Here is a 25,341-nt window from a genome sequence, read left to right on the forward strand (position 1 = left end):
CTACGCCTGCGGCGACCTCGCGTCGTACCGGGCGAACCCGCGCCAGCGCAGGGCCAGCAGGACCAGCACCAGTACGCACCCGAGCCCGCCGCCCGTGATGGCCACGGCCGGGGAGGTCAGGTCGGCGGTGGTGCCGGCGAGGAAGTCCCCGAGCCGGGGCCCGCCCGCGACGACCACGATGAACACGCCCTGGAGGCGCCCCCGCATCTCGTCCGGGGTCGCGGCCTGCATCATCGTGGAGCGGAACACCATGGAGACGGTGTCGGCCCAGCCCGCCATGGCCAGGAAGAACAGCCCGAGCCACAGGTTCCGGGTGAGCCCGAAGACGGCGATGGCCAGCCCCCAGGCGGCCACCGAGATCAGGATCGCCAGCCCGTGCCGGCGGATCCGGCCCTGCCAGCCGGAGAACAGCCCGCCCAGCAGCGCCCCGACGGCGGGCGCGGCCACCAGCAGGCCGACGGTCTTGGCGTCGCCGCCGTACCAGAGCACGGCGATGGCCGGGAACAGCGCCTTCGGCTGGGCCAGCACCATGGCGGCCATGTCGGAGAAGAAGGTCATCCGGATGTTGGGGCGGGTGCCGAGGAAGCGCAGTCCGTCCAGTACGGAGGCCCGCCCCCGCTTGCCGCCCTCCCGCTCGGGCAGCATCGCGGGCAGCCGCCACACCGCGTACAGCGCGGCGCAGAAGGTGACGGCGTCGATCAGGTACGCGGCCTGATAGCCCCACCAGCCGACGATGAGCCCGCCGAGCACCGGGCCGACCATCGTCCCGGAGGTCATCGTCACCGAGTTCAGCGCGTTCGCGGCGGGCAGCTGCTCGGTCGGCAGCAGTCGCGGGATCATCGCGGAGCGGGCGGGTCCGTTGAGGGCGCCGCACACCGCCTGGAGCGCGACGACCGAGTACAGCAGCCAGACCCGGTGGTAGTCGAGGAGCGCGGCGCCGGCCAGCCCGATCGACAGGGCCGTCAGGCCCAGGGAGCTGTACAGGCCGAGCTTGCGCCGGTCGACGGTGTCGGCGATGGCCCCGCCGTAGAGGCCGAAGACGACGAGCGGGACGAGGGAGAAGAGTCCGACGAGCCCGACCGAGAAGCTGGAGCCGGTGATGTCGTAGACCTGGAGCGAGATCGCGAGCGCGGTCATCGCCTGGCCCATCCAGGAAATGGTGCTGCCGACCCACAATCGCCGGTAGTCCGGGGACGTGCGCAGCGGGGTGAGGTCGGCGAATATTCGGGTCGCGCGGCGGGCGGGTGTGGGCGTGGGGGTGCTCGTACCGGTCACAGCGGATGATAACCAGGGGGCGTTCGGCGGCCCCAGGCATTAACGGGCCGGTAGCCCGCCGCCGGGCGCTGCGCACCTCGGCCGTTCCCGCACGCGCACCAGTCGCCCCACCCGGATCCGCGGCCTCAGACCGGGCCGGTCCTTGCCGGTAACTCGCCACTGTCACAGGACATTTGACCGAATCGGCGTGCGCTCATCCCCTCCTGTTCAGCTCATGATGAAAAGACTCGTATGTCCAGGGAGGCGTAGTGATCGAACCTGGCAACAGCACCACGAGCACCGGCAGCGCGGACGACGGAGTCCACGCGGCACCTCTCACGGCCCCGCTGACCGTGGGCGTCGAGGAGGAGTTCCTCCTCGTCGACGCCCGTACCTTCCGGGTGGTCCCGGCCGCCCCGCTCGTCCTGGCCACCGCCGCGGGCCTGCCCCACGAAGTCCACCCCGAGGGCACCCGCTACCAGGTGGAGATCTCCACCCCCGTCGCCGACTCGGCGCCCGTGCTGCGCGCGGAGCTCGCCACGCTGCGGCGCACCCTCGCCCGGGCGGCCCGCGCCCACGGCTGCCGGCTGCTGGCCGCGCCCTCGCCGGTCCTGGCCGTGGAGGGGCCGCTGCACCTGACCGACGACGAGCCGCGCCAGCGCGAGCAGCACCGCCGCTTCGGCGCGCTGACCGACACTCTGGTCAGCTGCGGCCGCCACATCCACGTCGGCACCTTCGACGTGGACACGGCGGTGGCGGTGTCGAACCGGGTCAGACCATGGCTGCCCACGCTGATCGCGATGGCCGCCAACTCGCCGTTCTGGGGCGGCCGTGACACGGGCCACGCCAGCTGGCGGGCGATGGCCTGGTCGGGCTGGCCCTCGGCCGGGCTGCCCCCGCACTTCACGTCCACGGCCCACTTCCGGCGCTCCGTGCAGACCCTGCTCGGCTCCGGGGCGGCCCTGGACACGAAGATGGTCTACTGGGACCTGCGCCCGTCCGGGCACTGGCCGACGCTCGAGATCCGGGCGCCCGACATGTCCCCGGACATCGACACGGCGATCCTCCAGGCGGAGCTGGTCCGCGCCCTGGTGGCGACGGCCTTGCGGGACATCGCGGAGCTGCGTCCCGAACCGGCGCTGAGGGACGACGTACTGCACCTCGCGCGCTGGCGGGCGGCCCACGACGGGCTGGAGGGCTTCGGCCTCGACCCGTACACGGGAGCGGAGATCCCGGCGGCGGACCTGGCGGAGGCCCTGCTGGACCTCGTCGCCCCGGAGCTCGCGGTGTCGGGTGAACTCGACCACGCGGCCAAAACCCTGGGAGGCCTCTTGCGGGACGGTTCCGGCGCCCACCGCCAACGCGCGGCTTTCGCCCGCCGCCAGGACCTGAACGACGTACTGCGCCACTTGGCGGACGAAACCGAGAACTTCTAGGGGACGCCCCCCAGCCCGTCGGCGGCCCTGAACCGCCGAAGCCGCAGGTGCGGTCGACGATCCATTCCGCACCTGCGGCCCGGGGAGGACGCCCCCGGCGGGGCCCGTCGCAGGACGCGGGGCCCGGCGCGGCCGGGGCCCGGCGAGGCGGCGCCGCGCGCGTGCGGGCCCCGGACCGGCTCCGCCGCGGCCTTCGCGGCGGTCATGGCAGCCGCCCCGGCCGTCCTGCCGAGCGGCGCCGCCCACGCTTTCAACGGCGGCAACCACGAGGACATCACCCGGGCCGCGCCGCCCTGGCAGCCCGTCACGCTGACCGCGATGGCCGACGCCCACGACGGGGCGATCGACGTCAACGACCGCCACCCCTGCTTCGGCGTCGGCCCCCCTGCACCGTGACAACGCCGACTACCTCGCCCCCGGTACTCCGCCGGCTACCCCCGCACCGGAGCGTACGGACCACCCGCCGTTCCTCGACATCCGCCGCTACAGCGCCATGAAGGACGCCGACCGGACCCGGGACGCGCGGGCGCATCCCCGAGGACCTGACCATCGGCTGCCATCCCGGCTTCGATTCCACCGGCGTCAAACGGGCCGACTGCGACGGCCGCGTCGCCCACAGCCCGACCCTGGACAAGGACAAGGGACACCGCCGCGTCCGCGCGCGCCGAGGCGGGCGACGACTTCCGCCGCGCGACGGCCGGAGCGACCGCCGAACTCACCCGTCAGTGGAACGACTTCAAGGCCGAGCTGCTCGCGGCGCACCCCGATCACGGGCGCGGAGCCGGGATGGTCTGCGCCCTCGTCCACGACGACCCGGCCGCCGCCTGCGGCTGACGCCCCGGGCGGCGGCCGTGGTGTCAGGCCGCTTGGGGGACGAAGGGAAGCATCTCGTCCGCCCCGGGCTGCACGACGCCGTACATGCCCTCCGGTACCTCGTTCCAGGCACCGGGCAGGTCGCCGAGGGGCTCGGAGACGACGAGGCGGGTGTCGTCCGAGACCTCCTGCAGGAACGCCACGTCGGGGTGCAGCTTGCGCAGGCTGTCCACACGGGTGCTGTAGAACAGCGACCTGGACTGCTTCTGGCTGGAGTAGCGGAAGGCCCAGACGCTCTCACCGTTGCTCACGGCCACCGTCATCTGCAGCGGGAACTCCACACCCTGCTCGCGGCCGATGCGCTCCACGACCCCGGCCATCCGCGCCACGGCGCCCGGCGGGTCCTGGTCCAGGCCGAAGGTGACGGCGAGGTAGAACATCACTTCGGAGTCGGTCGTTCCCTCGATGTCGAAGAACAGGGCGGGGTCGACGAGCAGGCACAGTTCCCGGCGCATGAGGTGGAAGCCCGCGATGGACCCGTTGTGCATCCACAGCCAGCGGCCGTGCCGGAAGGGGTGGCAGTTCGTCTGCTGCACCGCCGTTCCGGTCGACGCCCGGATGTGGGCGAAGAACAGCGGGGACTCGACGTGGTCGGCGATCTCCCGCAGATTGCGGTTGTTCCAGGCGGGCCCGACGTCCCGGAGGACCGCCGGAGTACTGGCGTGATCCGTGTACCACCCGATGCCGAAGCCGTCGCCGTTCGTCGTCTCCACACCCAGTCTCGAGTGCAGGCTCTGATCGATGAGCGAGTGCGCCGGCTTGTACAGGATGGTGTCGAGCAGAAGAGGCGAACCTGAGTACGCGAGCCATCGGCACATGGGCGACCACCTGTTCCTCGTTCTCCAGCGCGGTCCGGCGGCGGTTCGAGGGCAGACTCCGGCGTTGTCCGGACATGGAACCGGGGTTCCCCGCGCCTCGGGGAGGACCGCTCCGCGAACCCCTGATCTACCGGCAGTCCCATGGTCGGCCCATCTCCTGGTGATCGCCACGCGGGCCGGACCGGAGGGCGAGCGGCGTCCGGTCGGACGCGGCAGAACACGAAGACGCCCCGCCCGGAAAGCCCGGGCGGGGCGTCGAACGGCCTGGTCGCAACGTTTCTGCTGACCAACACTCGCAGTGGGGCGGGTGGGACTCGAACCCACGGCCGACGGATTATGAGTCCGCTGCTCTAACCGGCTGAGCTACCGCCCCTTCACGGCGTGGCGCGTACATGTGTGCGCGCCGTCTGCCGCAGCATAGCCGCTCATACGATCTCCTGCCTCGGATGCCTCGCATGATCGGCTTCGCCTGCTGAGGGAGACCGCTCTGAGTGCTGCCCGGTTCCAGAACCGGGACAAAAAAGAAAGAGGACCTCGCGTGAGGTCCTCTTCTTTCACGCTCCCCCGACTGGACTCGAACCAGTAACCTGCCGGTTAACAGCCGGCTGCTCTGCCAATTGAGCTACAGGGGACTGCGCTCCCCCGACTGGACTCGAACCAGTAACCTGCCGGTTAACAGCCGACTGCTCTGCCAATTGAGCTACAGGGGATTGCTGCGGTGCACCGAACAGCCCACCTCCGGCCTTGCTGGAGGGGCGAGCGCCCGTTGCGAGTCATAGATTAGCGCAAGCAGGGGGGTGCTCCGCCAATCGGTATCGCCAGCGGGCCGGGCACCACACGACGAAGGGTGGCAGGCATGCGGTACAAGGTCACGTTCGTGGTCGGACTGGCCCTCGGCTACGTCCTCGGAACCCGCGCGGGGCGCGAGCGTTACGAGCAGCTGAGGAAGTCCGCGCGCGGAGTCGCGCAGAACCCCGCGGTGCGCAATGCCGCCGAGAGCGCCGGTCAGACGGGACGCCAGCTCGCCGGGAAGGCCTTCGCCGCCGTGAGCGACAAGGTCGGCGACGCGATGCCCGCCTCCCTGTCCGGGCGGGTACGGGGACTGCGCGACCGGGCGGGCGGCGGCTCCGAGGATGAATGGGGCACGAGCAACACCTGAACCACGGGAACCGGGCGGGATCCGGCGCCTCCGGGCGGCGGATCCCGCCCGTGCGTGCGGCAGAATTCTCCGCATGGGGATAGTCGCCGGGCTGGACAGCTCTTCCGCCTTCACTCGCATCATCGTCTGTGACACCGATACGGGTGCCGTGCTGCGCCAGGGGTACGCCCCGCATCCGCAGCCCGCGGGCGATCCCGAGAGCGTCCACCCCCACGAGACCGACCCGCAGGCCTGGCTGCTCTCCCTCGGCGAGGCCGCCGGCGGCGGGCTCCTCGAAGGCGTGCAGGCCATAGGCGTCTCCGCACAGCAGCACGGGCTGCTGCCGCTGGACCAGCAGGGCGCCCTCGTCCGTCCGGCCCTGGTCGGCAACGACAAGCGCGGCCAGGTGGCCGCCGCGGACCTGATCGAGGCGCTCGGCGGCCGGCAGGCCTGGGCCGAGGCCGTCGGGTCCGTCCCGCACTCCGCCCAGCCGGTGGCGAAGCTGGCCTGGCTGGCCCGCACCGAGCCGGAGGCGGCCCGCCGGGTGGCCGTACTGATGTCCGCGCACGACTGGCTGGTCTGGCAGCTGCTGGGCCGGCCGGCCCGGCGGACCACCGACCGGGGCGGCGCCTCGGGCACCGGGTACTGGTCGCCGGCCACCGGTTCGTACCGCCCCGACCTGGTCGAGCTGGCGCTCGGGCACATGGCGCTGCTGCCCGAGGTGCTCGGGCCGGCCGAGGCCGCCGGGATGACACCGGAGGGGCTGCTGATCTCCGCCGGCACCGGGGAGACCATGGCCGCCGCGCTCGGGCTGGGCCTGGGCCCCGGTGACGCGGTGGTCTCGCTGGGCGCTTCCGGTTCGGTGATGGCCGTGCACCGCGAGGCTCTCTCGGAGCCGGGCGGGCTGATCACCTCGCTGGCCGACGCCAGTGGCATGCACCTGCCGGTGGTGAACACCTCCAATGCCGTACGGGCGCTGCGCGGCACCGCCGAGCTGCTGGGCACCGATCTGGAGGGGCTGTCCGAGCTCGCGCTGAAGTCGACGCCGGGTGCGCACGGCCTCGTACTCCTGCCGTACCTGGAAGGTGAGCGGACGCCGAACCTGCCGCACACCGCCGGGACCCTGTCCGGGCTGCGGCGGGACTCGATGAAGCCGGAGCACCTGGCGCGGGCCGCGTTCGAGGGCATGCTGTGCGGGCTCGTCGACGCGCTCGACGTGCTGCGTTCGCGCGGGGTGGAGATCCGCCGGGTGTTCCTGCTGGGCGCGGCGGCCGAGCTGCCCGCCGTACAGGCCGCGGCTCCGGGGCTGTTCGGGACGCAGGTCGTCGTACCGGCTCCGGCCGATTACGCGGCGCTGGGCGCGGCGCGCCAGGCCGCGTGGGCGCTCGGGGTGCAGCAGGGCACGCTGGCTCCGCACACCCCGCCGGTGTGGCCGGGTCCGGCGGCGCAGGTCTTCGAGCCGGGCGAGGAGTACCCGGCCTGGCAGGCGGTGCGCCAGCAGTACATCGCGACGCGGGAGCAGATCCACCCGGGAGCGTTCCAGGGCTGAGGGCGACGCCCGTTCGGGACGCGGGGCCTACTGCCGTCGGAGTAGGCCCGGTGGCCGGTCTACTCCTTTTGACCGGCCTTTGCGAAAACCGGTGGGGATCGGTCGTGCGGTGGCCGAAGATGGAGTGAACCCCCTCGATCTTGCCGACCGGAGCCTGCGCGTGCTCATACGACTTCTGCGGACCCATCTGAGTCCGTACCGGAAACCGATTGCCCTGCTGGTCCTGCTGCAACTGCTGCAGACCAGTGCGAGCCTCTACCTGCCCACGCTCAACGCCGACATCATCGACAACGGTGTCGTCAGCGGGGACACCGGCTACATCCTGCGCTTCGGCGCGCTGATGCTCGGCGTCTCCCTCGTCCAGCTCGTGTGCAACTGCGGCGCCGTCTACTTCGGCGCCCGTACCGCGGCCGCCGTCGGTCGCGACATCCGCGCGTCGGTCTTCGACCGGGTGCAGAGCTTCTCCGCGCGCGAGCTCGGCCAGTTCGGCGCGCCCTCGCTGATCACGCGTACGACGAACGACGTGCAGCAGATCCAGATGCTGGTCCTGATGACCTTCACGCTGATGGTCTCGGCGCCGATCATGTGCATCGGCGGCATCGCCATGGCGCTCTCGCTCGACGTGAAGCTGTCGGGCGTGCTGCTGGCCGTGGTCCCCGTCCTCGGCCTGTCGGTCGGCGCCATCGTCCTGCGGACGCGGCCGCTGTTCCGGAAGATGCAGGTCCGCCTGGACACCGTGAACCGCGTGCTGCGCGAGCAGATCACCGGCAACCGCGTGATCCGTGCCTTCATCCGCGACGACTACGAGAAGGAGCGGTTCCGGGAGGCCAACGCCGACCTGACGGGGGTCTCCCTCGCCGCCGGCAAGCTCCTCGCGCTGATGTTCCCGACCGTGATCGTGGTCGTGAACATCTCCAGCGTCGCCGTCATCTGGTTCGGCGCGATGCGCATCGACAGCGGCGGCATGGAGATCGGCCAGCTGACGGCCTTCCTCGCCTACCTGATGCAGATCGTCATGTCCGTGATGATGGCCACCTTCATGTTCATGATGGTGCCGCGCGCCGAGGTCTGCGCCGAGCGCGTCCAGGAGGTCCTGGACACCGAGTCGAGCGTGGTCCCGCCCACCGACCCCGTGCGCAAGCTGCTCGCCCGCGGTCAGCTGGAGCTGCGCGGCGCCGACTTCCGCTACCCGGGCGCCGAGGCGCCGGTGCTGCGCGGGGTGGACCTGGTGGCCCGCCCCGGCGAGACCACCGCAGTCATCGGCTCCACCGGCAGCGGCAAGTCCACGCTGCTGGGCCTGGTCCCGCGGCTGTTCGACGCGACCGGCGGCGATGTGCTGGTCGACGGTGAGGACGTACGCCGCCTCGACCCGGAGCTGCTGGCCAAGACGGTCGGCATGGTCCCGCAGAAGCCGTACCTCTTCTCCGGAACCGTCGCCTCCAACCTGCGGTACGGGCGCCCCGACGCCACCGACGAGGAGCTGTGGCACGCGCTGGACGTGGCGCAGGCCAAGGGCTTCGTGTCCGAGCTGGAGGGCGGTCTGGACGCGCCCGTCACGCAGGGCGGAACGAACGTCTCCGGAGGCCAGCGCCAGCGCCTGGCCATCGCCCGCGCGCTGGTGCAGCGCCCGGAGATCTACCTCTTCGACGACTCCTTCTCCGCGCTCGACTACGCGACGGACGCGGCGCTGCGCGCGGCGCTCTCCCGCGAGACGGAGGAGGCGACGGTGGTCATCGTCGCCCAGCGGGTCTCCACGATCCGCGACGCCGACCGGATCATCGTGCTGGACGAGGGCCAGGTCGTGGGCGAGGGGCGCCACCACGAGCTGATGGCCGACAACGAGACCTACCGGGAGATCGTGCTCTCCCAGCTGACGGAGGCGGAGGCCGCATGAGCGGGCCCGGAGGACGGATGATGATGGGGCCGGCCGAGCGGTCCATGGATTTCAAGGGCTCGGGCAAGCGGCTGCTGAACCAGATCGCGCAGGACCGGGGCAGGCTGTGGGGCATGGTCGCCGCCGTCGTCGGCAGCGTCGCCTGCTCGGTCGTCGGTCCGAAGATCCTCGGTGAGGCGACCGACCTGGTGTTCGCGGGGATCGTCGGCCGGCAGATGCCGGCCGGGATCACCAAGGAGCAGGCGCTGGATGGGCTGCGCGCCAAGGGCGAGGGCGGGATGGCGGACATGCTGTCCGGCACCGACTTCACCCCCGGCGAGGGCATCGACTTCGGTGCCATCGGGGTCGTGGCGATCTGGGCGCTGATGGTCTTCACCCTCGCCGGCCTGCTGATGCTGGTCGCGACACGGCTGTCGAACCACATCATGAACGGCACCGTGTACCGGATGCGCGAGGAGCTGCAGGCGAAGCTCTCGCGGCTGCCGCTGTCGTACTTCGACCGGCAGAAGCGCGGCGAGGTGCTCAGCCGCGCCACCAACGACATCGACAACATCGGGCAGACGCTCCAGCAGACGATGGGGCAGCTGCTCAACTCGCTGCTGACGATCGTCGGCGTGCTGGCGATGATGTTCTGGATCTCTCCGCTGCTGGCGCTGGTCGCCCTGGTGACGATCCCGGTGTCGGTCTTCGTCGCGGCGAAGATCGGCAAGAAGTCGCAACCGCAGTTCGTGGCGCAGTGGAAGTCGACGGGCGCGCTCAACGCGCACATCGAGGAGATGTACTCGGGCCACACCCTGGTCAAGGTCTTCGGCCGGCAGAAGGAGTCCGCGGCGGTCTTCGCCGAGCACAACGAGGCGCTGTACCGGGCCTCGTTCAAGGCCCAGCTGGTCAGCGGGATCATGCAGCCGGTGATGTTCTTCATCTCGAACATCAACTACGTGCTGGTGGCGGTCGTCGGCGGTCTGCGGGTGGCCTCGGGCACGCTGTCGATCGGTGACGTGCAGGCCTTCATCCAGTACTCGCGCCAGTTCTCGATGCCGCTGACGCAGGTCGCGTCGATGGCGAACCTGGTGCAGTCCGGTGTGGCCTCGGCGGAGCGGGTCTACGAGCTGCTCGACGCCGAGGAGCAGGAGCCCGATGCCGAGGTTCCGGAGCGTCCGGAGCGGATCCGCGGCCAGGTCACGCTCGACAAGGTGGCTTTCCGCTACGAGCCGGACAAGCCGCTGATCGAGAACCTGTCGCTGACGGTCGAGCCGGGCCACACGGTCGCGATCGTCGGCCCGACGGGTGCCGGCAAGACCACGCTGGTGAACCTGCTGATGCGGTTCTACGAGGTCACGGGCGGCGAGATCGCCCTGGACGGGGTGGACATCGCGAAGATGACCCGTGAGGAACTGCGCGGCGGCATCGGCATGGTGCTCCAGGACACCTGGCTGTTCGGAGGCACCATCGCGGAGAACATCGCGTACGGCGCGGCGCGCGAGGTCACGCGCGCCGAGATCGAGGAGGCGGCGCGGGCTGCCCACGCGGACCGGTTCATCCGCACCCTGCCGGACGGCTACGACACCGTGCTGGACGACGAGGGCGCGGGCGTCAGCGCGGGCGAGAAGCAGCTGATCACCATCGCCCGGGCGTTCCTGTCGGACCCGGTGATCCTGGTGCTCGACGAGGCGACGAGCTCGGTGGACACCCGTACCGAGGTGCTGATCCAGAAGGCGATGGCCCGCCTCGCGCACGGCCGTACGTCCTTCGTGATCGCGCACCGGCTGTCCACGATCCGCGATGCCGACGTGATCCTGGTGATGGAGAACGGCTCGATCGTGGAGCAGGGCACGCACGGGGAGCTGCTGGAGGCGGAGGGCGCGTACGCGCGCCTGTACGCGGCGCAGTTCGCCCAGGCGGTGGCCGAGGTCGACTAGCGTCGAGGTCTCGGCTTGGTATGGGGGTGCCCTCGGGACGGGGCACCCCTTCTCCGTACCGGGCTCCTGCCTGCGCACTCAGTCCAGGTAGCCGCGGAGCTGGTCGGCGAAGGCGTGGTCGCGGAGCTTGTTGAGCGTCTTGGATTCGATCTGCCGGATCCGTTCGCGGGTCACGCCGAAGATCCGCCCGATCTCCTCCAAGGTGCGGGGCCTGCCGTCTGCCAGGCCGTAGCGCAGCTGCACGACCTTGCGCTCGCGCTCGCCGAGGGTCGACAGCACCGCTTCCAGGTGCTCGCGGAGCAGGAAGAAGGCGGCGGACTCCATGGGCGAGGCGGCGTCCCCGTCCTCGATCAGGTCGCCGAGGGCGACGTCGTCCTCCTCGCCGACCGGTGCGTGGAGGGAGACCGGCTCCTGGGCGAGGCGCAGCACCTCCAGTACCCGCTCGGGGGTCAGCTCCAGGTGGACGGCGACCTCTTCGGCGGTGGGCTCGTACCCGCGCTCCTGGAGCATGCGGCGCTGGACGCGTACGACCCGGTTGATCAGCTCGACGACGTGGACGGGCACGCGGATGGTGCGGGCCTGGTCGGCGAGGGCCCGCGACATCGCCTGCCGGATCCACCAGGTGGCGTAGGTGGAGAACTTGTAGCCGCGGGCGTAGTCGAACTTCTCGACGGCCCGGATGAGTCCGAGGTTCCCCTCCTGCACGAGGTCGAGCATGGTGAGCCCGCGGCCCACGTAGCGCTTCGCGACGGAGACGACGAGCCGCAGGTTCGACTCGATGAGGCGCCGCTTGGCCATCCGGCCCATGACGACGAGCTTGTCGAGGTCGAGGGCGAGACCCAGGTCGAGGTCGGGGCTGTTGCCCAGTTTCTCCTCGGCGAACAGGCCGGCTTCGACGCGGCGCGCGAGCTCGACCTCCTCGGCGGCGGAGAGCAGCGGGATCCTGCCTATCTCACGCAGGTACTGGCGGAACAGGTCGGCGGAAGGGCTCGCTCCGCCGGTGTCGGCGCGCCGGCGCGGCTCGGGCACCTGCTCGACGAGCTCCGGCACCTCGGGCTCTTCGGGCTCCTCGTCCACCGCCTCGGCCTCGGGCTCTTCGCCCGTGGCGGCCTCGGTGTCTTGGACGGGCGGGCTCACGTTGACGGTCAGGATCCGGGTCTGCACGGGGGCGACCTCCAGGGCTCCGAGGACGGGGGCACCGCACCTCAGTGTGGAGTACGACACATCACTGCCACGAGGGGCGTGCGTGCACTTTCTGAGTCCGGTGCGTGACCGGATGGTTACCCCCCGCCGGGAATCCCGATGCGGACCGGACGCATGTGCGAGAAGTTCGAGCCCTGCAGACGCCCGCCGGGTCGCGACCCGGGGCGCGCGTGCCGGTGGACCCCGGACGGAAGTGACCGGCGCTCAGGCCGGCTCGACGCGGACCGCGCAGACCTTGAATTCCGGCATGCGGGAGACCGGGTCGAGGGCCGGGTTGGTCAGGTTGTTGGCGCGGCCTTCGCCCGGCCAGTGGAACGGCATGAAGACCGTGTCCGCGCGGATGGTGTCCGTGATGCGGGCCGGGGCCACGGCGCGGCCGCGGCGGGAGACGACCGCGAGCGGGGTGCCCTCGACCGCTCCGATACGGGTCGCGAGGCGCGGGTGGATCTCCACGAAGGGGCCGGGGGCGGCCGTGTTGAGCTCGTCCACGCGGCGGGTCTGGGCGCCCGACTGGTACTGGGAGACGACGCGGCCGGTGGTGAGCAGGACCGGGTACTCGGCGTCCGGGACCTCGGCCGCGTCACGGTGGGAGACGGGGGCGAAGCGGGCCCGGCCGTCGTCGGTGGCGAAGCGGTCGAGGAAGAGCCGCGGGGTGCCGGCGTGGGAGTCGTCCGGGCAGGGCCAGAAGACGCCCTGTTCGGCTTCGATGCGGGCGTAGGAGATGCCCGAGTAGTCCGCGGGTCCGCCGGCCGAGGCGCGGCGGAGCTCCTCGAAGACCTCCTCGGGGTCGGTCGGGAAGCCCTTCTCGATGCCGAGGCGGTCGGCCAGGCCGTGCAGGACGTCCAGGTCGGTGCGCACGCCCGCCGGCGGGGTCAGGGCGCGGCGGCGCAGCAGGACGCGGCCCTCCAGGTTGGTGGTGGTGCCGGTCTCCTCCGCCCACTGGGCGACGGGGAGGACCACGTCCGCGAGGGCGGCCGTCTCGGAGAGGACCACGTCCGCCACCGCGAGGAAGTCCAGGGAGCGGATGCGGTCTTCGACGTGGGCGGCGCGGGGGGCCGAGACCACGGGGTTGGAGCCCATGAGGAGGAGGGCCTTCACCTCCGTGCCGAGGGCGTCGAGGAGTTCGTACGCGCTGCGGCCGGGCGCGGGCAGGCTGTCGGGGTCGACGCCCCAGACCTCGGCGACGTGCGCCCGCGCGGCCGGGTCGGCGAGCTTGCGGTAGCCGGGGAGCTGGTCGGCCTTCTGACCGTGCTCGCGGCCGCCCTGTCCGTTGCCCTGGCCGGTGAGGCAGCCGTACCCGGAGAGCGGGCGGCCGGCACGGCCGGTGGCCAGGCAGAGGTTGATCCACGCGCCGACGGTGTCGGTGCCCTTGGACTGCTGCTCGGGCCCGCGGGCGGTCAGTACCATCGCGGAGGACGGCGCACAGAACAGGGCGACGGCCTCGCGGAGTCGGGGTACGGGCACGCCGGTGATCCGCTCCACCAGCTCCGGCCAGTGCGCCATGGCCGCGGCGCGGGCCTGCGCCCAGCCGGTGGTGCGCCCGGCGATGAACTCCTCGTCGGTGCGGCCCTCGGCGACGACCAGGTGCAGCAGGCCGAGGGCGAGGGCGAGGTCCGTCCCGGGGCGCGGGGCGAGGTGCAGGTCGGCCAGTTCGGCGGTGCGGGTCCGGCGCGGGTCGACGACGATCAGCGTGCCGCCGTTCGCCTTGAGTTCGGTGAGGTAGCGCAGGGCGGGCGGCATGGTCTCGGCCGGGTTCGAGCCGACGAGGATGACGCAGCCGGTCCGGGGGATGTCCTCCAGGGGGAAGGGGAGTCCGCGGTCCAGCCCGAAGGCCCGCTGGTGGGCGGCGGCGGCCGAGGACATGCAGAAGCGGCCGTTGTAGTCGATCTGCGAGGTCCGCAGGGCGACGCGGGCGAACTTGCCGAGCGCGTAGGCCTTCTCGTTGGTCAGCCCGCCGCCCCCGAACACCCCGACCGCGTCGGCTCCGTGCGCGCGGCCCGTGCGGGCGAGGCCCTCGGCGACGGCGTCGAGGGCCTCCTCCCAGGTGGCCGGCTCCAGCCGTCCGGTGGCGTGGGTGCGGACGAGCGGCCCGGTCAGGCGCACCCGGGAGGAGAGCACGGCGGGGGCGGTCCGCCCCTTGCCGCACAGCGCGCCCCGGTTCACGGGGAAATCGGCCCGCTCCTCCACCACCACGCTCGCGCCGCCCGGCTCGGGGCGGAGGTTCATCCCGCACTGCAGCGCGCAGTACGGGCAGTGCGTGGCGGTGGCGGAATCCGGGGTGCGCATACGGCCCAGCCTGCGCCGCCGGTGTTACACCGACCGCCGCCCCCGGTTACGCGCCCCGTACGACCACCTCAGCACGCCCGCCGCCGCCCGGTGAGGACGCGGACGGCCGCTACAGCTGCCCGGTGAGGTTCCGTATCGGCGGGCCGGCCGTCCAGCCGCCGTCCACGGCCAGTTCGGCGCCGGTCATGTACGCGGCGGCATCGGAGAGGAGGAAGGCGACCGCCGCGGCCGTCTCCTGCGGGGCGCCGACGCGGCCCATCGGGGCGCCGGGGAAGAAGCCCTCGCCGGGCCGGATCCCAATGGGGGCGGTCATCGGGGTCAGCGTCATGCCCGGGTGCACCGAGTTGACGCGGATCCCCGCCTCCGCGAGCTCGACCGCGCCGATCTTCGACAGACCGCGCACACCCCACTTGGAGGCCCCGTACCCGGCGGTGAGCGCCAGGCCCATGAGTCCGGCCGCGGAGGAGATGTTGACGATGGAGCCGCCGCCGTTCGCCCGCAGCAGCGGTATCGCGGTCCTGATGCCGATGAAGGTGCCGACCAGGTTGATCTCGACGACCTGCCGGAAGTGCTCGACGCTCTCGTGCTCCAGGAGCTGCCCGGTGGCTATGCCGGCGTTGTTGACGAGCCCGTCGATCCGCCCGAACTCGGCCACCGCGTGGTCGAGGGCGCCCTGCCAGTCGGCCTCGCTCGTGACGTCGTGCCGCAGGAACCGCGCCGCCTCGCCGAGCTTCGCTGCGGTCGAAGCGCCTTCCGCTTCCAGCACGTCGGTGATCAGCACGCGGCCGCCCCCGTCCACGACAGCCTGCGCGGCCGCCGCGCCCAGCCCGCGCGCTCCCCCGGTGATCACGACGGTCTTGCCGGTCAGATCCGCAACAGCCACGTTCCCCACCCCTGACAGACTCGTATGTGACTAATCGGCATATCACTTGACGGTGCGTCAGTCTGCCAGAGCGGCCAGGACCCGCGACACCCCCTGCTCCTTCGGCCCCAGGAACCGCGGCTCCGGCTTGAAGGTCGCGTCCAGCGCCGCCTTGCCCGCCGCGAAGACCTCGCGCGTGCCGCCGTAGTACCAGGTCGCGTCGTGCTCGTCGTCCACCCCGACCCCGTACGCGTCCACACCCGCCGCACCGCACAGCGCGACGGCCCGGCGTATGTGGAAGCCCTGGCTGATCAGCACTGCCCGCTTCACCCCGAAGATCTCCTTGGCCCGGACGCATGAGTCCCACGTGTCGAACCCGGCGTAGTCGCTGACGACGCGGTCCCCTGGCACCCCGTGGGCCGTCACGTACGTCCGCATCGCGTCGGGCTCGTCGTACTCGGTGCGGCTGTTGTCCCCGGTGACGAGCACGACCTTGGCCTTGCCCGTGCGGTACAGCTCCACCGCGGCGTCGAGCCGTCTGGCCAGATACGGGGTCGGCTTCCCGTTCCACAGCCCCGCTCCGAACACCACCGCCACCTCGGAGGCCGGCGCGTCCGCCGTGCTCCGCAGCCGGTCCGCGGCCGCCGCGTGCGTCCACGCCGAGGGCAGCAGGAACAGCACACACCCGGCCACCACCGCCTGGACGGCCCGCCGCCGCCCCGCCACCGTCGCCGTCCAGCCCGGCAGCAGCTTCCGCTTCGGATTCCGCTTCATGGTCGATCCCCCCGTTGCGCCACACCTCGTTCGCACACATTGACGATCTACGCCCGCGCCCCAGTTCCCCGCTCCCCGCCTTTCACTCGTACGAATGAGCGGGTGAGCACCCGGTAAACACCCGTCACCCCTGCGCAACGCCACCGACATCTGCGGCCCGCAGGATCGGTTCATGACGGAGCTGGTGCACCCTCCCGAGTCCCTGTCCCTCCCCTTTCCCCCCGCCACCGCCACGGAGCTGCTGACCCGGATCACCACCCAACTCGGCACGCAGCTCAGCGGTTTGCGCCCCTGGCGCCCGGCGGGGGGCCGGTCCGACGGAGCCCCCGCATGCAGCCCACCCTCGTCGCCGTCGCCCACGGCAGCCGCGACCCCCGCGCCCTCCCCGCAGCCTCGGCCCTCCTCGACCGGATCCGCGAGCTCCGCCCCCGCCTCGACGTCCGGCTCGGCCACATCGAGCTGAACCGGCCCCTGCTCGGCGAGACCCTCCGCGCCACCACCGGAGCGGCCGTGCTCGTCCCCCTGCTCCTCGGCCGCGGCCACCACGTCAAACGGGACCTCCCCGCGGCCGCCGCCCGCGCCGCTCACCTGGACACCCGCGTCGCCGCCCCGCTCGGCCCGCATCCCCTGCTCGTCGAGGCCCTGTACGAGCGGCTCCTGGAGGCCGGCCGGGCGCCCGGCGCTAGCACGGCCGTCGTCCTCGCCGCCGCGGGCTCCCGCGACCCCGACTCGGCGGCCGACACCCGCCGCACCGCCGCCCTGCTCTCCGAACGCCTCGGCGGCGCGCCCGTCGTACCCGCCTACGCCTCCGCCGCCGCCCCCACCGTCCCCGACGCCGTCCGCGCCCTCGCCGCCCGCGGCCACCACCGGATCGCGGTGGCCTCGTACTTCATCGCCCCCGGCCGCTTCGCCGCGCAGTGCGCCGCCGCCGCGCCCGGCCCGGCGGCCGCCCCCCTCGGCGACCACCCGGCCCTGGCCCGTCTCGTGCTCCAGCGCTACGACGAGGCCCTGGCCCGGGAGCTCGCCCCCCTGCCCACCGCGGCCCCGCTGAAACTGGCCACCGCATAAAGGCCCCGTTGACGCGGATTGCTCAGATTGGTCGCATTGTCGGTGTTCCCGGTTACCGTCTGAGCATGGAAGGCATGGAACGCACCGGTAACGCACCCGTCCCGCACCCCGACCCGGACGCCCCTGGCGCCCCGTACGACGCGTCCGACACCGAGCGCTGGGCCGCCGAGCCCGACAAACGCCCCGGCCGGACCGCCTTCCAGCGCGACCGGGCCCGCGTGCTGCACTCCGCCGCGCTGCGCCGCCTCGCCGGCAAGACCCAGGTGGTCACCCCGGGCAGCCGCTCGTACGACTGGGACGCCAGCCCCCGTACCCGTCTGACGCACTCCCTGGAGTGCGCCCAGGTCGGCCGCGAGCTGGGCGCGGCCCTCGGCTGCGATCCGGACCTGGTGGAGGCCGCCTGCCTCTCGCACGACATGGGCCATCCGCCCTTCGGGCACAACGGCGAGGAGGCGCTGAACGAGTTCGCCAAAGACTGCGGCGGCTTCGAGGGCAACGCCCAGTCGCTGCGCCTGCTGACCCGCCTGGAGCCGAAGCGCTTCGTGCCCGACCCGGCCACCGGCGAGCTCGCGAGCGTCGGCCTCAACCTCACCCGCGCCTGCCTGGACGCCGCCACCAAGTACCCCTGGGCCCGCGGCGGCCACCCCACCGATCCCGACTCGGTCAAGTTCGGCGCGTACGACGACGACCTGCCGGTCTTCGAGTGGCTGCGGCGCGGGGCGCCCGCGGACCGCAAGTGCTTCGAGGCCCAGGTGATGGACTGGTCGGACGACGTGGCGTACTCCGTCCACGACTTCGAGGACGGGCTGCACGCCGGGCACCTCGACCCCAACCTCCTCTTCGCCGAGCCCGAGCGCACGGCCATCTGGCGGGTCGCGATCGGCCGGTACGTGCCGGCCGACACGGAGCCGGAGGAGCTGCGCGAGGCGCTGGACCGGCTGATGGAACAGGAGTGGTGGCCGCACGGGTACGACGGGTCGGCCGTCGCCCAGGCCCGCCTCAAGGACGCCACCAGCCAGCTGATCGGCCGGTTCTGCCTGGCCGCCGAGGGCGCCACCCGCGAGGCGTACGGCTCCGGACGGCTGACCCGGTACGCGGCCGAGCTGGTCGTCCCGCGCGAGGCGCGCAACGAGTGCGCGGTCCTCAAGGCGGTGGCCGACCTGTACGTGATGCAGCGCGACGAGCAGGAACGGCTGCGCGCCGACCAGCGCATCGTCCTGGCCGAACTCGCCGAGGCCCTCAGCGCCCGGGCGCCCGAGGGCCTGGACCCGCAGTTCCGGGCGATCTTCGACACCGCGCCCGACGACAGGGCGCGCAAACGCGCGGTCATCGACCAGATCGCGGCGCTCACGGACGCCTCCGCGCGCTCCCTTCACGCCCGGCTCACACGGCGCACGCGCCGCCCTGTCGGGTGAGCCGATCGGGCCATTCCCCCTTCACGCGGCAGGCTCAGTGCGGGACGCTCGCATGTGGTCGCATGTGGCGGAGAGGTTATGAGGAGGCATCAGGTGGTCGACGCACACCGGACATTCGTCATCGTCGGCGCAGGGCTCGCCGGGGCCAAGGCGGCGGAGACGCTGAGGTCCGAGGGGTTCACGGGGCGGGTGATCCTGGTCGGCGACGAGCGCGACCATCCCTACGAACGGCCCCCGCTGTCCAAGGGGTACCTCCAGGGCAAGGAGGAGCGCGACAGCGTCTTCGTCCACGAGCCGTCCTGGTACGCGAAGGCCGACATCGAGCTGCACCTCGGCCAGCCCGCCGTCCAGCTGGACCGGGAGGCCCGCAAGGTCGTCCTCGGTGACGGCACGGCGCTGCACTACGACAAGCTGCTGCTGGCCACCGGGGCCGAGCCGCGCCGCCTGGACATCCCGGGCACAGAGCTGGCCGGGGTGCACCACCTGCGCCGGCTCGCCCACGCCGAGCGGCTGAAGGGGGTACTGGCCACCCTGGGCCGGGACAACGGCCACCTGCTGATCGCGGGCGCGGGGTGGATCGGCCTGGAGGTCGCCGCCGCGGCCCGCGGGTACGGGGCCGAGGTCACCGTGGTCGAGCCGCTGGCGACCCCGCTGCACGCGGTGCTCGGCCCGGAGATCGGCCGGCTGTTCGGGGACCTGCACGCGGAGCACGGGGTCCGTTTCCACTTCGGCGCGCGGCTCACCGAGATCATCGGGCACGACGGCATGGTGCTCGCGGCCCGGACCGACGACGGGGAGGAGCACCCGGCGCACGCCGTGCTCTCGGCGATCGGGGCGGCTCCGCGCACCGCGCTCGCCGAGATCTCCGGGCTGGCCCTGGTCGACCGGCAGCACGGCGGTGGCATCGCCGTGGACGCCTCGCTGCGGACCAGCGATCCGAACGTGTTCGCCGTCGGGGACGTGGCCGCGGCGCACCACCCGCTGCTCGGGACCCGGCTGCGGGTGGAGCACTGGGCGAACGCGCTCAACGGCGGCCCGGCCGCGGCGCGGGCGATGCTGGGCCAGGAGGTCTCGTACGACCGGGTGCCGTACTTCTTCTCCGACCAGTACGACGTGGGCCTGGAGTACTCGGGGTACGCCCCGGCGGGCGGCTACGACCAGGTGCTGATCCGCGGCGACGTGGCCAAGCGGGAGTTCATCGCGTTCTGGCTGTCGGACGGGCGGGTGCTGGCCGGGATGAACGTGAATGTGTGGGATGTCACCGAGCACATCCAAGCCCTGATCCGGTCGAAGGCGCCGGTCGACCGCGAGGCGCTCGCGGACCCGTCGGTTCCGCTGGACTCCCTGGTGGAGGGGTAGGGGGTGCGCAGGGGGCCTGACGGGATCGCGGGCGCCCGGCCGTAGACTTCACGGGTGGCAGGACGGATCAACGACGACGATGTGAAGGCGGTACGGGACGCGGTCCCGATCGACGCCGTGGTCTCCGACTACCTCCAGCTGCGCAACGCGGGTGGCGGCAACCTCAAGGGCCTCTGCCCCTTCCACGACGAGAAGTCCCCGTCCTTCCAGGTCAGCCCCAGCAAGGGTCTCTACCACTGCTTCGGCTGCCAGGCGGGCGGGGACACCCTCGACTTCATCATGAAGATCGACCACCTGTCGTTCTCGGAGGCCGTCGAGCGCCTCGCCGGGCAGGCCGGCATCACCCTCCGGTACGAGGAGGGCGGGTACACCGCCGGCACCAGCGGCCGCGGAGAGCGCATCCGGCTCGTCGAGGCCCACAAGGCGGCCGCCCAGTTCTACGTGGAGCAGCTGGGCAGCGCCGAGGCGGAGATCGGCCGCAGGTTCCTGGCGGAGCGCGGCTTCGACCAGGCCGCCGCCGAGCACTTCAGCGTCGGGTACAGCCCGGCGGGCTGGGACCACCTGACCCGCTTCCTGCGCGGCAAGGGCTTCAGCGACAAGGAGCTGATCACCTCCGGCCTGGCCCAGGACAGCCGCAGCGGCAAGCCCATCGACCGCTTCCGCGGCCGCCTGATGTGGCCGATCCGCGACATCAGCGGCGAGGTCGTCGGTTTCGGCGCGCGCAAGCTGCGCGACGACGACAACGGGCCGAAGTACCTGAACACCCCCGAGACGGCGATCTACAAGAAGTCCCAGGTCCTGTACGGCATCGACCTGGCGAAGAAGGAGATCGCGAAGACCTCGCGGGCCGTGGTGGTCGAGGGCTACACGGACGTGATGGCCTGCCACATGGCGGGGGTCACGACCGCGATCGCAACCTGTGGCACCGCCTTCGGCGGGGACCACATCAAGATCCTGCGCCGGCTGCTGATGGACAACGCGACCGCCGAGGTGATCTTCACCTTCGACGGGGACGCGGCCGGCCAGAAAGCCGCGCTCCGCGCCTTCGAGGACGACCAGAAGTTCGCCGCCGAAACCTCCATCACCATCGCCCCCGGCGGCATGGACCCCTGCGACCTGCGCCTGGCGCAGGGTGACGCGGCGGTGTCCGGGCTGGTCGAGGCCCGTACCCCGCTGTTCGAGTTCGCGCTGCGGCACATCGTGGCCCGGCACAACCTGGAGAACCCGGCGGGCCGCGCTGCCGCCCTGGACGAGGCGGCCCCGGTCGTCGCCAACATCAAGAACATCGCGATCCAGCACGAGTCGGCGGTGCAGCTGGCGGGGATGCTCGGCATCCGCGACGAGCAGTTCGTCGTCAAGCGGGTCGCGCAGCTGGCGCGCTGGGCGCGGGAGCGGGGCAACCAGCCCGGCGGGCAGCAGCAGGGCCGCGGCCGGCCGTCGCAGGCCTCCTCGTACGAGGCGGCCCCGGCGGCAACCGCTCCCATGGGCGGCGGACCGGCGCTGAACCTGCGCAGCCCCGCGCACCGCACCGAGCGCGAGCTGCTCAAGCTGGCGCTCCAGCGGCCGGCCCTGGTCTCCCCGGCCTTCGACGCGTACGGGGGCGACGAGTTCACCGCCCCGCCGTACGCGGCGGTCCGCGAGGCCATCCAGGCCGCGGGCGGCGCCTCCCTGGGCACCGACGACTACCTGGCCCGGGTCCGCGACGCCGCGCCGAACGACACGGTCCGCGCGCTGGTCACCGAGCTGGCGGTGGAGGCCATCCACGCCAAGACGGTGGACGAGGTCTACGCCGGGGTCCAGCTGGTCCAGGTCCGGCTGCGCGCGGTCGACCGCCGGGTCCACGAGATCCAGGGCACGATGTCGCGCCTGGGCACCCAGGCCCCGCCCGAGCAGCTGGCGGCGGTCCAGGAGGAGCTCTGGGTCCTCCAGCAGTACGGGCAGCGCCTGCGCAACCGCGGCGCCGAGGGCCTGTGACACCGCGGGGCAGGATCCGCGGGAGCCGGCCTACCTCCGTCTGAACCAGTCGCCGCCCGGTATCTCGGTGCCGGACTCGCGCAGCCGGCGGGCCAGCAGCGGGGCCGCCAGGTAGACCCAGGCGGCGGTCCGGGTGCCGTCCGGGCGGACCGCGTTGCGGCACACCCGGTCGTAGACGTTCAGCGGGCGGTCGGGGCCGTGGTACTCCTCCAGCCGGTCCAGTTCGGCCAGCAGCCTCCCGTACGCGCCGGGCGCCGCGGTGACCAGCTCGCCGACGATCTCCGACCCCGGGTGCCGGACGGCGTACGGGTAGCCGGGGCCGTCGTACAGGAGGGCGTCCGGGAGCCGGGCGGGCTCCTCGGCGGCCGTGCGGCCCCGCAGGAACAGGTCGTGGTTGACCTCTCCCGGGCGCAGGGTCCCGTACACGAAGAAGGGGAGCTCGCCGCTCGTCCGGCCTTCACCTCGGCGTCCGGCCTCCACCTCGGCGGCGACCCGGACCGGGTGCCCCACGCCGCCCTGTGCCGGCTGCTGCGGCCGATCGGCTGATGTCACGGGGCCCTCCCTCGAGTACGGCGGACAGCGCGGTCCGGGACTTTGGTCCCGATTCTGCCTGCGCCCCTCCACCGTACGCACCGCTGTTACACAACCTCCCGGTGCCCGTGATCGTCGCCGTCTACCGTCGGATCGTCCTGCCTCAGAACCCTTTTGGCTCCTCATGAAGCGACCCGCCCGCCCCCTCGCCGCCCTCGTGTGCACCGCCGTCTGCGCGCTCGCCGTCGGTGGTTGCTCCGCACCCGGAGGGCTGGGAGCCGGCGAGCCCGCACCGCCCGTGTCGGCCCAGCCGCGTCCCGAGTCGCTCTGGCCGCAGTGGACCGACCACTCCGTCTCCGGGCCCGGAAAACCGGTCGGCACCCGGGAGCCACCGCCGCAACCGCTGAAGAACGCGCCCGAGGTGGGGCCCGGCGGGCTGCCGGCGGTGAACGTGCAGGACGTGGTACGCGCCGACAAGCAGATGAAGGCCTTCGCGGCGAAGGGCTGGATCGACGCGCCCGGCAAGGTCGGCATGCGCCCGCCCGTCTTCCGCGACCTCACGGGCGACGGAAGCCAGGAGCTGATCGTCGCCGCCGACGCGGAGACGGGGCGCACCGCGCTGACCGTGTACACCGCGGAAGGAACCCGGATCGTCCCCATCCTCTTCACCGTCGGCCGCCGGCTCGCCGTCGAGACCATCGGCGGCGACCTGCTGCTGCGCACCGCCGCCGACGACGGCTCCGAGCAGGCCGTCCGCTATCACTGGGACGGTGAGCGGATGCGGGTCGTCAGCGACGAGCGGCGCTACAGCAAGTCCCTGCCGGGCTGCGAGAGCGACCGGAACCCGCAGCCGAGGCGCACCGACAGGTACGGCCAGGTGTGCGAGTGAAGCCCCTCCTGATCCGCTGCCGCCACCTCCTGCGGGCCCTCGGCCTGCGCTGGAAGATCTCGATCCTGCTCGCGGCCGGCTGCTCGCTGGTCGCTGTGACGATCGGCGTGCTGATCCACGAGGCACGGGCCCGACAGGTGGGCGACGCGGCCCGGGAGAGCGCCCTCGCACAGCTCGTCCGGGTGAGCCAGGTGTACGAGCTCACGGGGCGGCTGGACGAGGACAAGGTCGGCGAGGCCGAGGCGTGGATCGACTGCCCGGGGCTGCCGGGGCCGCTGCGCCGGGCCGCCCTCGCGGGACAGCGCACCACCTACCTCGACCTGTCCGGGCCGGATCCGGCGGTGTGGGCAGCGCGCCCGGTCGGCGGGGACCACGTGCTGTCCGTACGGCGTTCGCTGACCGGGGAGCGGGCCGAACTGGTGGAGCTGGACCAGCAGCTGGTGGCTTCCGGGGCCGGGGTCGTGACGCTCGCGGCGATCGGCGGCGCGCTGATGGCGAGCCGGCTGAGCAAGGACCTGCGGACGGCGGCGGAGACGGCCCGCCGGATCAGCGAGGGCGAACTGGACGCGCGGATCGGGGCGTCGGGCGTGCCGGGGACCCGGAACGAGGTCGCCGAGCTGTCCTCGGCGGTCGACACGATGGCGGCCAGTCTCCAGCAGCGGCTGGAGGCGGAGCAGCGGTTCACGGCGGACGTGGCGCACGAGCTGCGGACGCCGCTGACGGGGCTGCACACCGCGGCCGAGCTGCTGCCGGCGGGGCGGCCGACGGAGCTGGTCCGGGACCGGGTCGCGGCGCTGCGGACGCTGACCGAGGACCTGCTGGAGGTGGCTCGCCTGGACGCGCGCCGGGAGGAGGCGCAGCTGGGGGCGCACGCGCTGGGTCCGCTGGTCGCGACGATCACGCGGCGGTCGGGGGTGGCGGCGGAGGTGGTCGGCGCGGACGACGGGGCGGTGGTCCGTACGGATGCCCGGCGCCTGGAGCGGATCCTGACGAACCTGCTGGTCAACGCCCGTCGGCACGGCGGGGAGCCGGTCACTGTGACGGTGTGCGGGAACGCGGTGACGGTACGGGACTTCGGTCCGGGTTTCCCGGCGAAGCTGTTGCGGGAGGGGCCGCAGCGGTTCCTGACGGGCGCGGCCGAGCGGGGGCAGGGGACGGGGCTGGGCCTGACGATCGCGTGCGGCCAGGCCCAGGTGATCGGGGCTCGGGTGACCCTGTCGAACCCGGATCCGGCGGGCGCGGCGGCGACGGTGACACTGCCGTCGGTGTGAGCGGGGGCGGGCCTGCCGCCCCGGGGCCGGGATCCCGGCTCACCCGGACGGCGTGCTGCGCCCGAACGACCGAAGGTGGGGCCGTGACCTGAGGAAACGGTGGTCGGCCAAGCCAACCTGACGGGATATCGGCAGGCGCGCCGCGGCCGTGCCGGGTTTCCTCGGGAACACGACCCCGTGTCTCCAGGAGCCCTCATGCGCCGACGCACCGCCCACGTGCTCACCGCCACCGCGCTGACCGCCGCCGCGTTCACGGGCCCGGTCGCCGGGGCGGTCGCCGCCGCGGAGCTCGGCACGGCGGGCTTCGCACCCGGCGATTTCGCGAAGCTCGAAGTTTGGCCGAAAACCGCCACTCCCGGGGCCAGCGTGACCGTGAACACCACCGCCTGCGGCACGGGCAGCCACGCCGACGGCGATGCCACCACGGTCGGCGGCGGCCGTTTCAAACTGGTCCCCGGTACCCACAAAGAGGTGGTCGCCGGGCAGTTCCAGATCGCCCGCGGAATTCGCCCGGGCACCTACAACATCGGCGCGACCTGCGCCGACGGAAAGTTCGCCACCGGCGACCTGGTCGTCACCGAACGCGGCCCCAAGGGCCACGTCCACACCGGGGTGGGTGGTGCGACGACCACCACCGTCGACCCCACCAAGATCACGGCGGGAGCGGTCGTGCTGGCCGCGGCCGCCGTCGGCGGTACCTGGTTCCTGCGTCGCCGGGCGAGCGGCACGCGGAGCTGACGGGCGCCCACCGCGGCTGCGGCCGCGGTCCGACCGGTACCGTCCCCCGTCGCCCGCCCCGCGAGGTCCCCCCGTTCGCGGGGCCGGGCG

The 25,341-nt window shown here is 72.6% G+C and carries 20 protein-coding genes and 3 tRNA genes; 13 read left to right on the forward strand and 10 right to left on the reverse strand.

What is annotated here, in order from left to right; translation table 11 throughout:
* Positions 1–1,275, reverse strand: coding sequence for an MFS transporter (locus ACFXGI_RS21040; RefSeq protein ID WP_384708659.1), 1,275 nt, complete (start codon positions 1,273–1,275; stop codon positions 1–3).
* A gap of 248 nt (positions 1,276–1,523) precedes the next feature.
* On the opposite strand from ACFXGI_RS21040, the gene ACFXGI_RS21045 reads away from it, so the two are divergent.
* Entirely contained in the window at positions 1,524–2,690 is a 1,167-nt protein-coding gene (locus ACFXGI_RS21045; protein WP_384708662.1) for a glutamate--cysteine ligase, read from the forward strand.
* 204 nt (positions 2,691–2,894) lie between these two features.
* The gene (locus ACFXGI_RS21050; protein ID WP_384708665.1) at positions 2,895–3,086 is read left to right on the forward strand and encodes a hypothetical protein; all 192 of its coding nucleotides are present in this window, start codon (positions 2,895–2,897) and stop codon (positions 3,084–3,086) included.
* 461 nt (positions 3,087–3,547) lie between these two features.
* Here the strand turns inward: ACFXGI_RS21050 and ACFXGI_RS21055 are convergent, their stop codons facing one another.
* The 4 genes from ACFXGI_RS21055 to ACFXGI_RS21070 form a co-directional block, all read right to left on the reverse strand.
* Entirely contained in the window at positions 3,548–4,381 is an 834-nt protein-coding gene (locus ACFXGI_RS21055; RefSeq protein ID WP_384708668.1) for a class II glutamine amidotransferase, read from the reverse strand.
* Between the two features lie 299 nt (positions 4,382–4,680).
* Positions 4,681–4,754 (reverse strand) — tRNA-Ile (locus ACFXGI_RS21060).
* A gap of 186 nt (positions 4,755–4,940) precedes the next feature.
* Positions 4,941–5,013 (reverse strand) — tRNA-Asn (locus ACFXGI_RS21065).
* A gap of 5 nt (positions 5,014–5,018) precedes the next feature.
* Positions 5,019–5,091: transfer RNA gene (locus ACFXGI_RS21070), tRNA-Asn, on the reverse strand.
* A gap of 146 nt (positions 5,092–5,237) precedes the next feature.
* Between ACFXGI_RS21070 and ACFXGI_RS21075 the strand changes: the two genes are divergently transcribed.
* The 4 genes from ACFXGI_RS21075 to ACFXGI_RS21090 all read left to right on the forward strand — a co-directional run bounded on the left by ACFXGI_RS21075 (position 5,238) and on the right by ACFXGI_RS21090 (position 10,881).
* The gene (locus ACFXGI_RS21075; RefSeq protein WP_384708671.1) at positions 5,238–5,540 is read left to right on the forward strand and encodes a YtxH domain-containing protein; all 303 of its coding nucleotides are present in this window, start codon (positions 5,238–5,240) and stop codon (positions 5,538–5,540) included.
* A gap of 73 nt (positions 5,541–5,613) precedes the next feature.
* Positions 5,614–7,068: an FGGY family carbohydrate kinase gene (locus ACFXGI_RS21080; RefSeq protein WP_351773969.1), complete on the forward strand. Its 1,455-nt coding sequence runs from the start codon at positions 5,614–5,616 to the stop codon at positions 7,066–7,068.
* 160 nt (positions 7,069–7,228) lie between these two features.
* Positions 7,229–8,962 carry an ABC transporter ATP-binding protein gene (locus ACFXGI_RS21085; protein WP_384708674.1) on the forward strand — a complete coding sequence of 578 codons (1,734 nt, stop codon included), beginning with the start codon at positions 7,229–7,231 and terminating at the stop codon, positions 8,960–8,962.
* Positions 8,959–10,881 carry an ABC transporter ATP-binding protein gene (locus tag ACFXGI_RS21090; protein ID WP_384708677.1) on the forward strand — a complete coding sequence of 641 codons (1,923 nt, stop codon included), beginning with the start codon at positions 8,959–8,961 and terminating at the stop codon, positions 10,879–10,881. Before ACFXGI_RS21085 ends, ACFXGI_RS21090 begins: the two co-directional genes overlap by 4 nt.
* Before the next feature lie 78 nt (positions 10,882–10,959).
* Here ACFXGI_RS21090 and ACFXGI_RS21095 read toward each other — a convergent pair whose 3' ends face one another.
* The 4 genes from ACFXGI_RS21095 to ACFXGI_RS21110 form a co-directional block, all read right to left on the reverse strand.
* Complete coding sequence (locus ACFXGI_RS21095; protein WP_384708680.1) at positions 10,960–12,105, reverse strand: RNA polymerase sigma factor; 1,146 nt, start codon at positions 12,103–12,105, stop codon at positions 10,960–10,962.
* Positions 12,106–12,288: 183 nt separating this feature from the next.
* Positions 12,289–14,370, reverse strand: coding sequence for a molybdopterin oxidoreductase family protein (locus ACFXGI_RS21100; RefSeq protein WP_384708683.1), 2,082 nt, complete (start codon positions 14,368–14,370; stop codon positions 12,289–12,291).
* Between the two features lie 109 nt (positions 14,371–14,479).
* Positions 14,480–15,253: an SDR family oxidoreductase gene (locus ACFXGI_RS21105; protein ID WP_384708686.1), complete on the reverse strand. Its 774-nt coding sequence runs from the start codon at positions 15,251–15,253 to the stop codon at positions 14,480–14,482.
* 57 nt (positions 15,254–15,310) lie between these two features.
* Positions 15,311–16,006, reverse strand: coding sequence for a vancomycin high temperature exclusion protein (locus tag ACFXGI_RS21110; RefSeq protein WP_384708689.1), 696 nt, complete (start codon positions 16,004–16,006; stop codon positions 15,311–15,313).
* Positions 16,007–16,336: 330 nt separating this feature from the next.
* Here ACFXGI_RS21110 and ACFXGI_RS21115 point away from each other — a divergent pair, with 330 nt between their 5' ends.
* From ACFXGI_RS21115 to dnaG, 4 genes are all read left to right on the forward strand, one after another.
* Entirely contained in the window at positions 16,337–17,074 is a 738-nt protein-coding gene (locus ACFXGI_RS21115; protein ID WP_384708692.1) for a sirohydrochlorin chelatase, read from the forward strand.
* A 74-nt stretch (positions 17,075–17,148) separates the two neighbouring features.
* Entirely contained in the window at positions 17,149–18,489 is a 1,341-nt protein-coding gene (locus ACFXGI_RS21120; protein WP_384708695.1) for a deoxyguanosinetriphosphate triphosphohydrolase, read from the forward strand.
* Between the two features lie 93 nt (positions 18,490–18,582).
* Positions 18,583–19,848 carry an NAD(P)/FAD-dependent oxidoreductase gene (locus ACFXGI_RS21125; RefSeq protein WP_384708698.1) on the forward strand — a complete coding sequence of 422 codons (1,266 nt, stop codon included), beginning with the start codon at positions 18,583–18,585 and terminating at the stop codon, positions 19,846–19,848.
* A 54-nt stretch (positions 19,849–19,902) separates the two neighbouring features.
* Positions 19,903–21,822: a DNA primase gene (gene dnaG, locus ACFXGI_RS21130; RefSeq protein WP_384708701.1), complete on the forward strand. Its 1,920-nt coding sequence runs from the start codon at positions 19,903–19,905 to the stop codon at positions 21,820–21,822.
* Positions 21,823–21,852: 30 nt separating this feature from the next.
* On the opposite strand, the gene ACFXGI_RS21135 is transcribed toward dnaG, so the two are convergent.
* The gene (locus ACFXGI_RS21135) at positions 21,853–22,302 is read right to left on the reverse strand and encodes a gamma-glutamylcyclotransferase family protein (RefSeq protein WP_384708821.1); all 450 of its coding nucleotides are present in this window, start codon (positions 22,300–22,302) and stop codon (positions 21,853–21,855) included.
* Between the two features lie 235 nt (positions 22,303–22,537).
* Between ACFXGI_RS21135 and ACFXGI_RS21140 the strand changes: the two genes are divergently transcribed.
* The 3 genes from ACFXGI_RS21140 (at position 22,538) to ACFXGI_RS21150 (ending at position 25,251) form a co-directional block, all read left to right on the forward strand.
* Positions 22,538–23,242 carry a hypothetical protein gene (locus ACFXGI_RS21140; protein WP_384708704.1) on the forward strand — a complete coding sequence of 235 codons (705 nt, stop codon included), beginning with the start codon at positions 22,538–22,540 and terminating at the stop codon, positions 23,240–23,242.
* Entirely contained in the window at positions 23,239–24,513 is a 1,275-nt protein-coding gene (locus tag ACFXGI_RS21145; RefSeq protein WP_384708707.1) for an ATP-binding protein, read from the forward strand. Before ACFXGI_RS21140 ends, ACFXGI_RS21145 begins: the two co-directional genes overlap by 4 nt.
* Positions 24,514–24,708: 195 nt before the next feature.
* Complete coding sequence (locus tag ACFXGI_RS21150; RefSeq protein ID WP_384708710.1) at positions 24,709–25,251, forward strand: hypothetical protein; 543 nt, start codon at positions 24,709–24,711, stop codon at positions 25,249–25,251.
* Positions 25,252–25,341: the final 90 nt, after the last annotated feature.

The sequence above is a fragment of the Streptomyces sp. NPDC059355 genome, from assembly GCF_042752335.1.
In the GTDB taxonomy this organism is placed as follows: domain Bacteria; phylum Actinomycetota; class Actinomycetes; order Streptomycetales; family Streptomycetaceae; genus Streptomyces.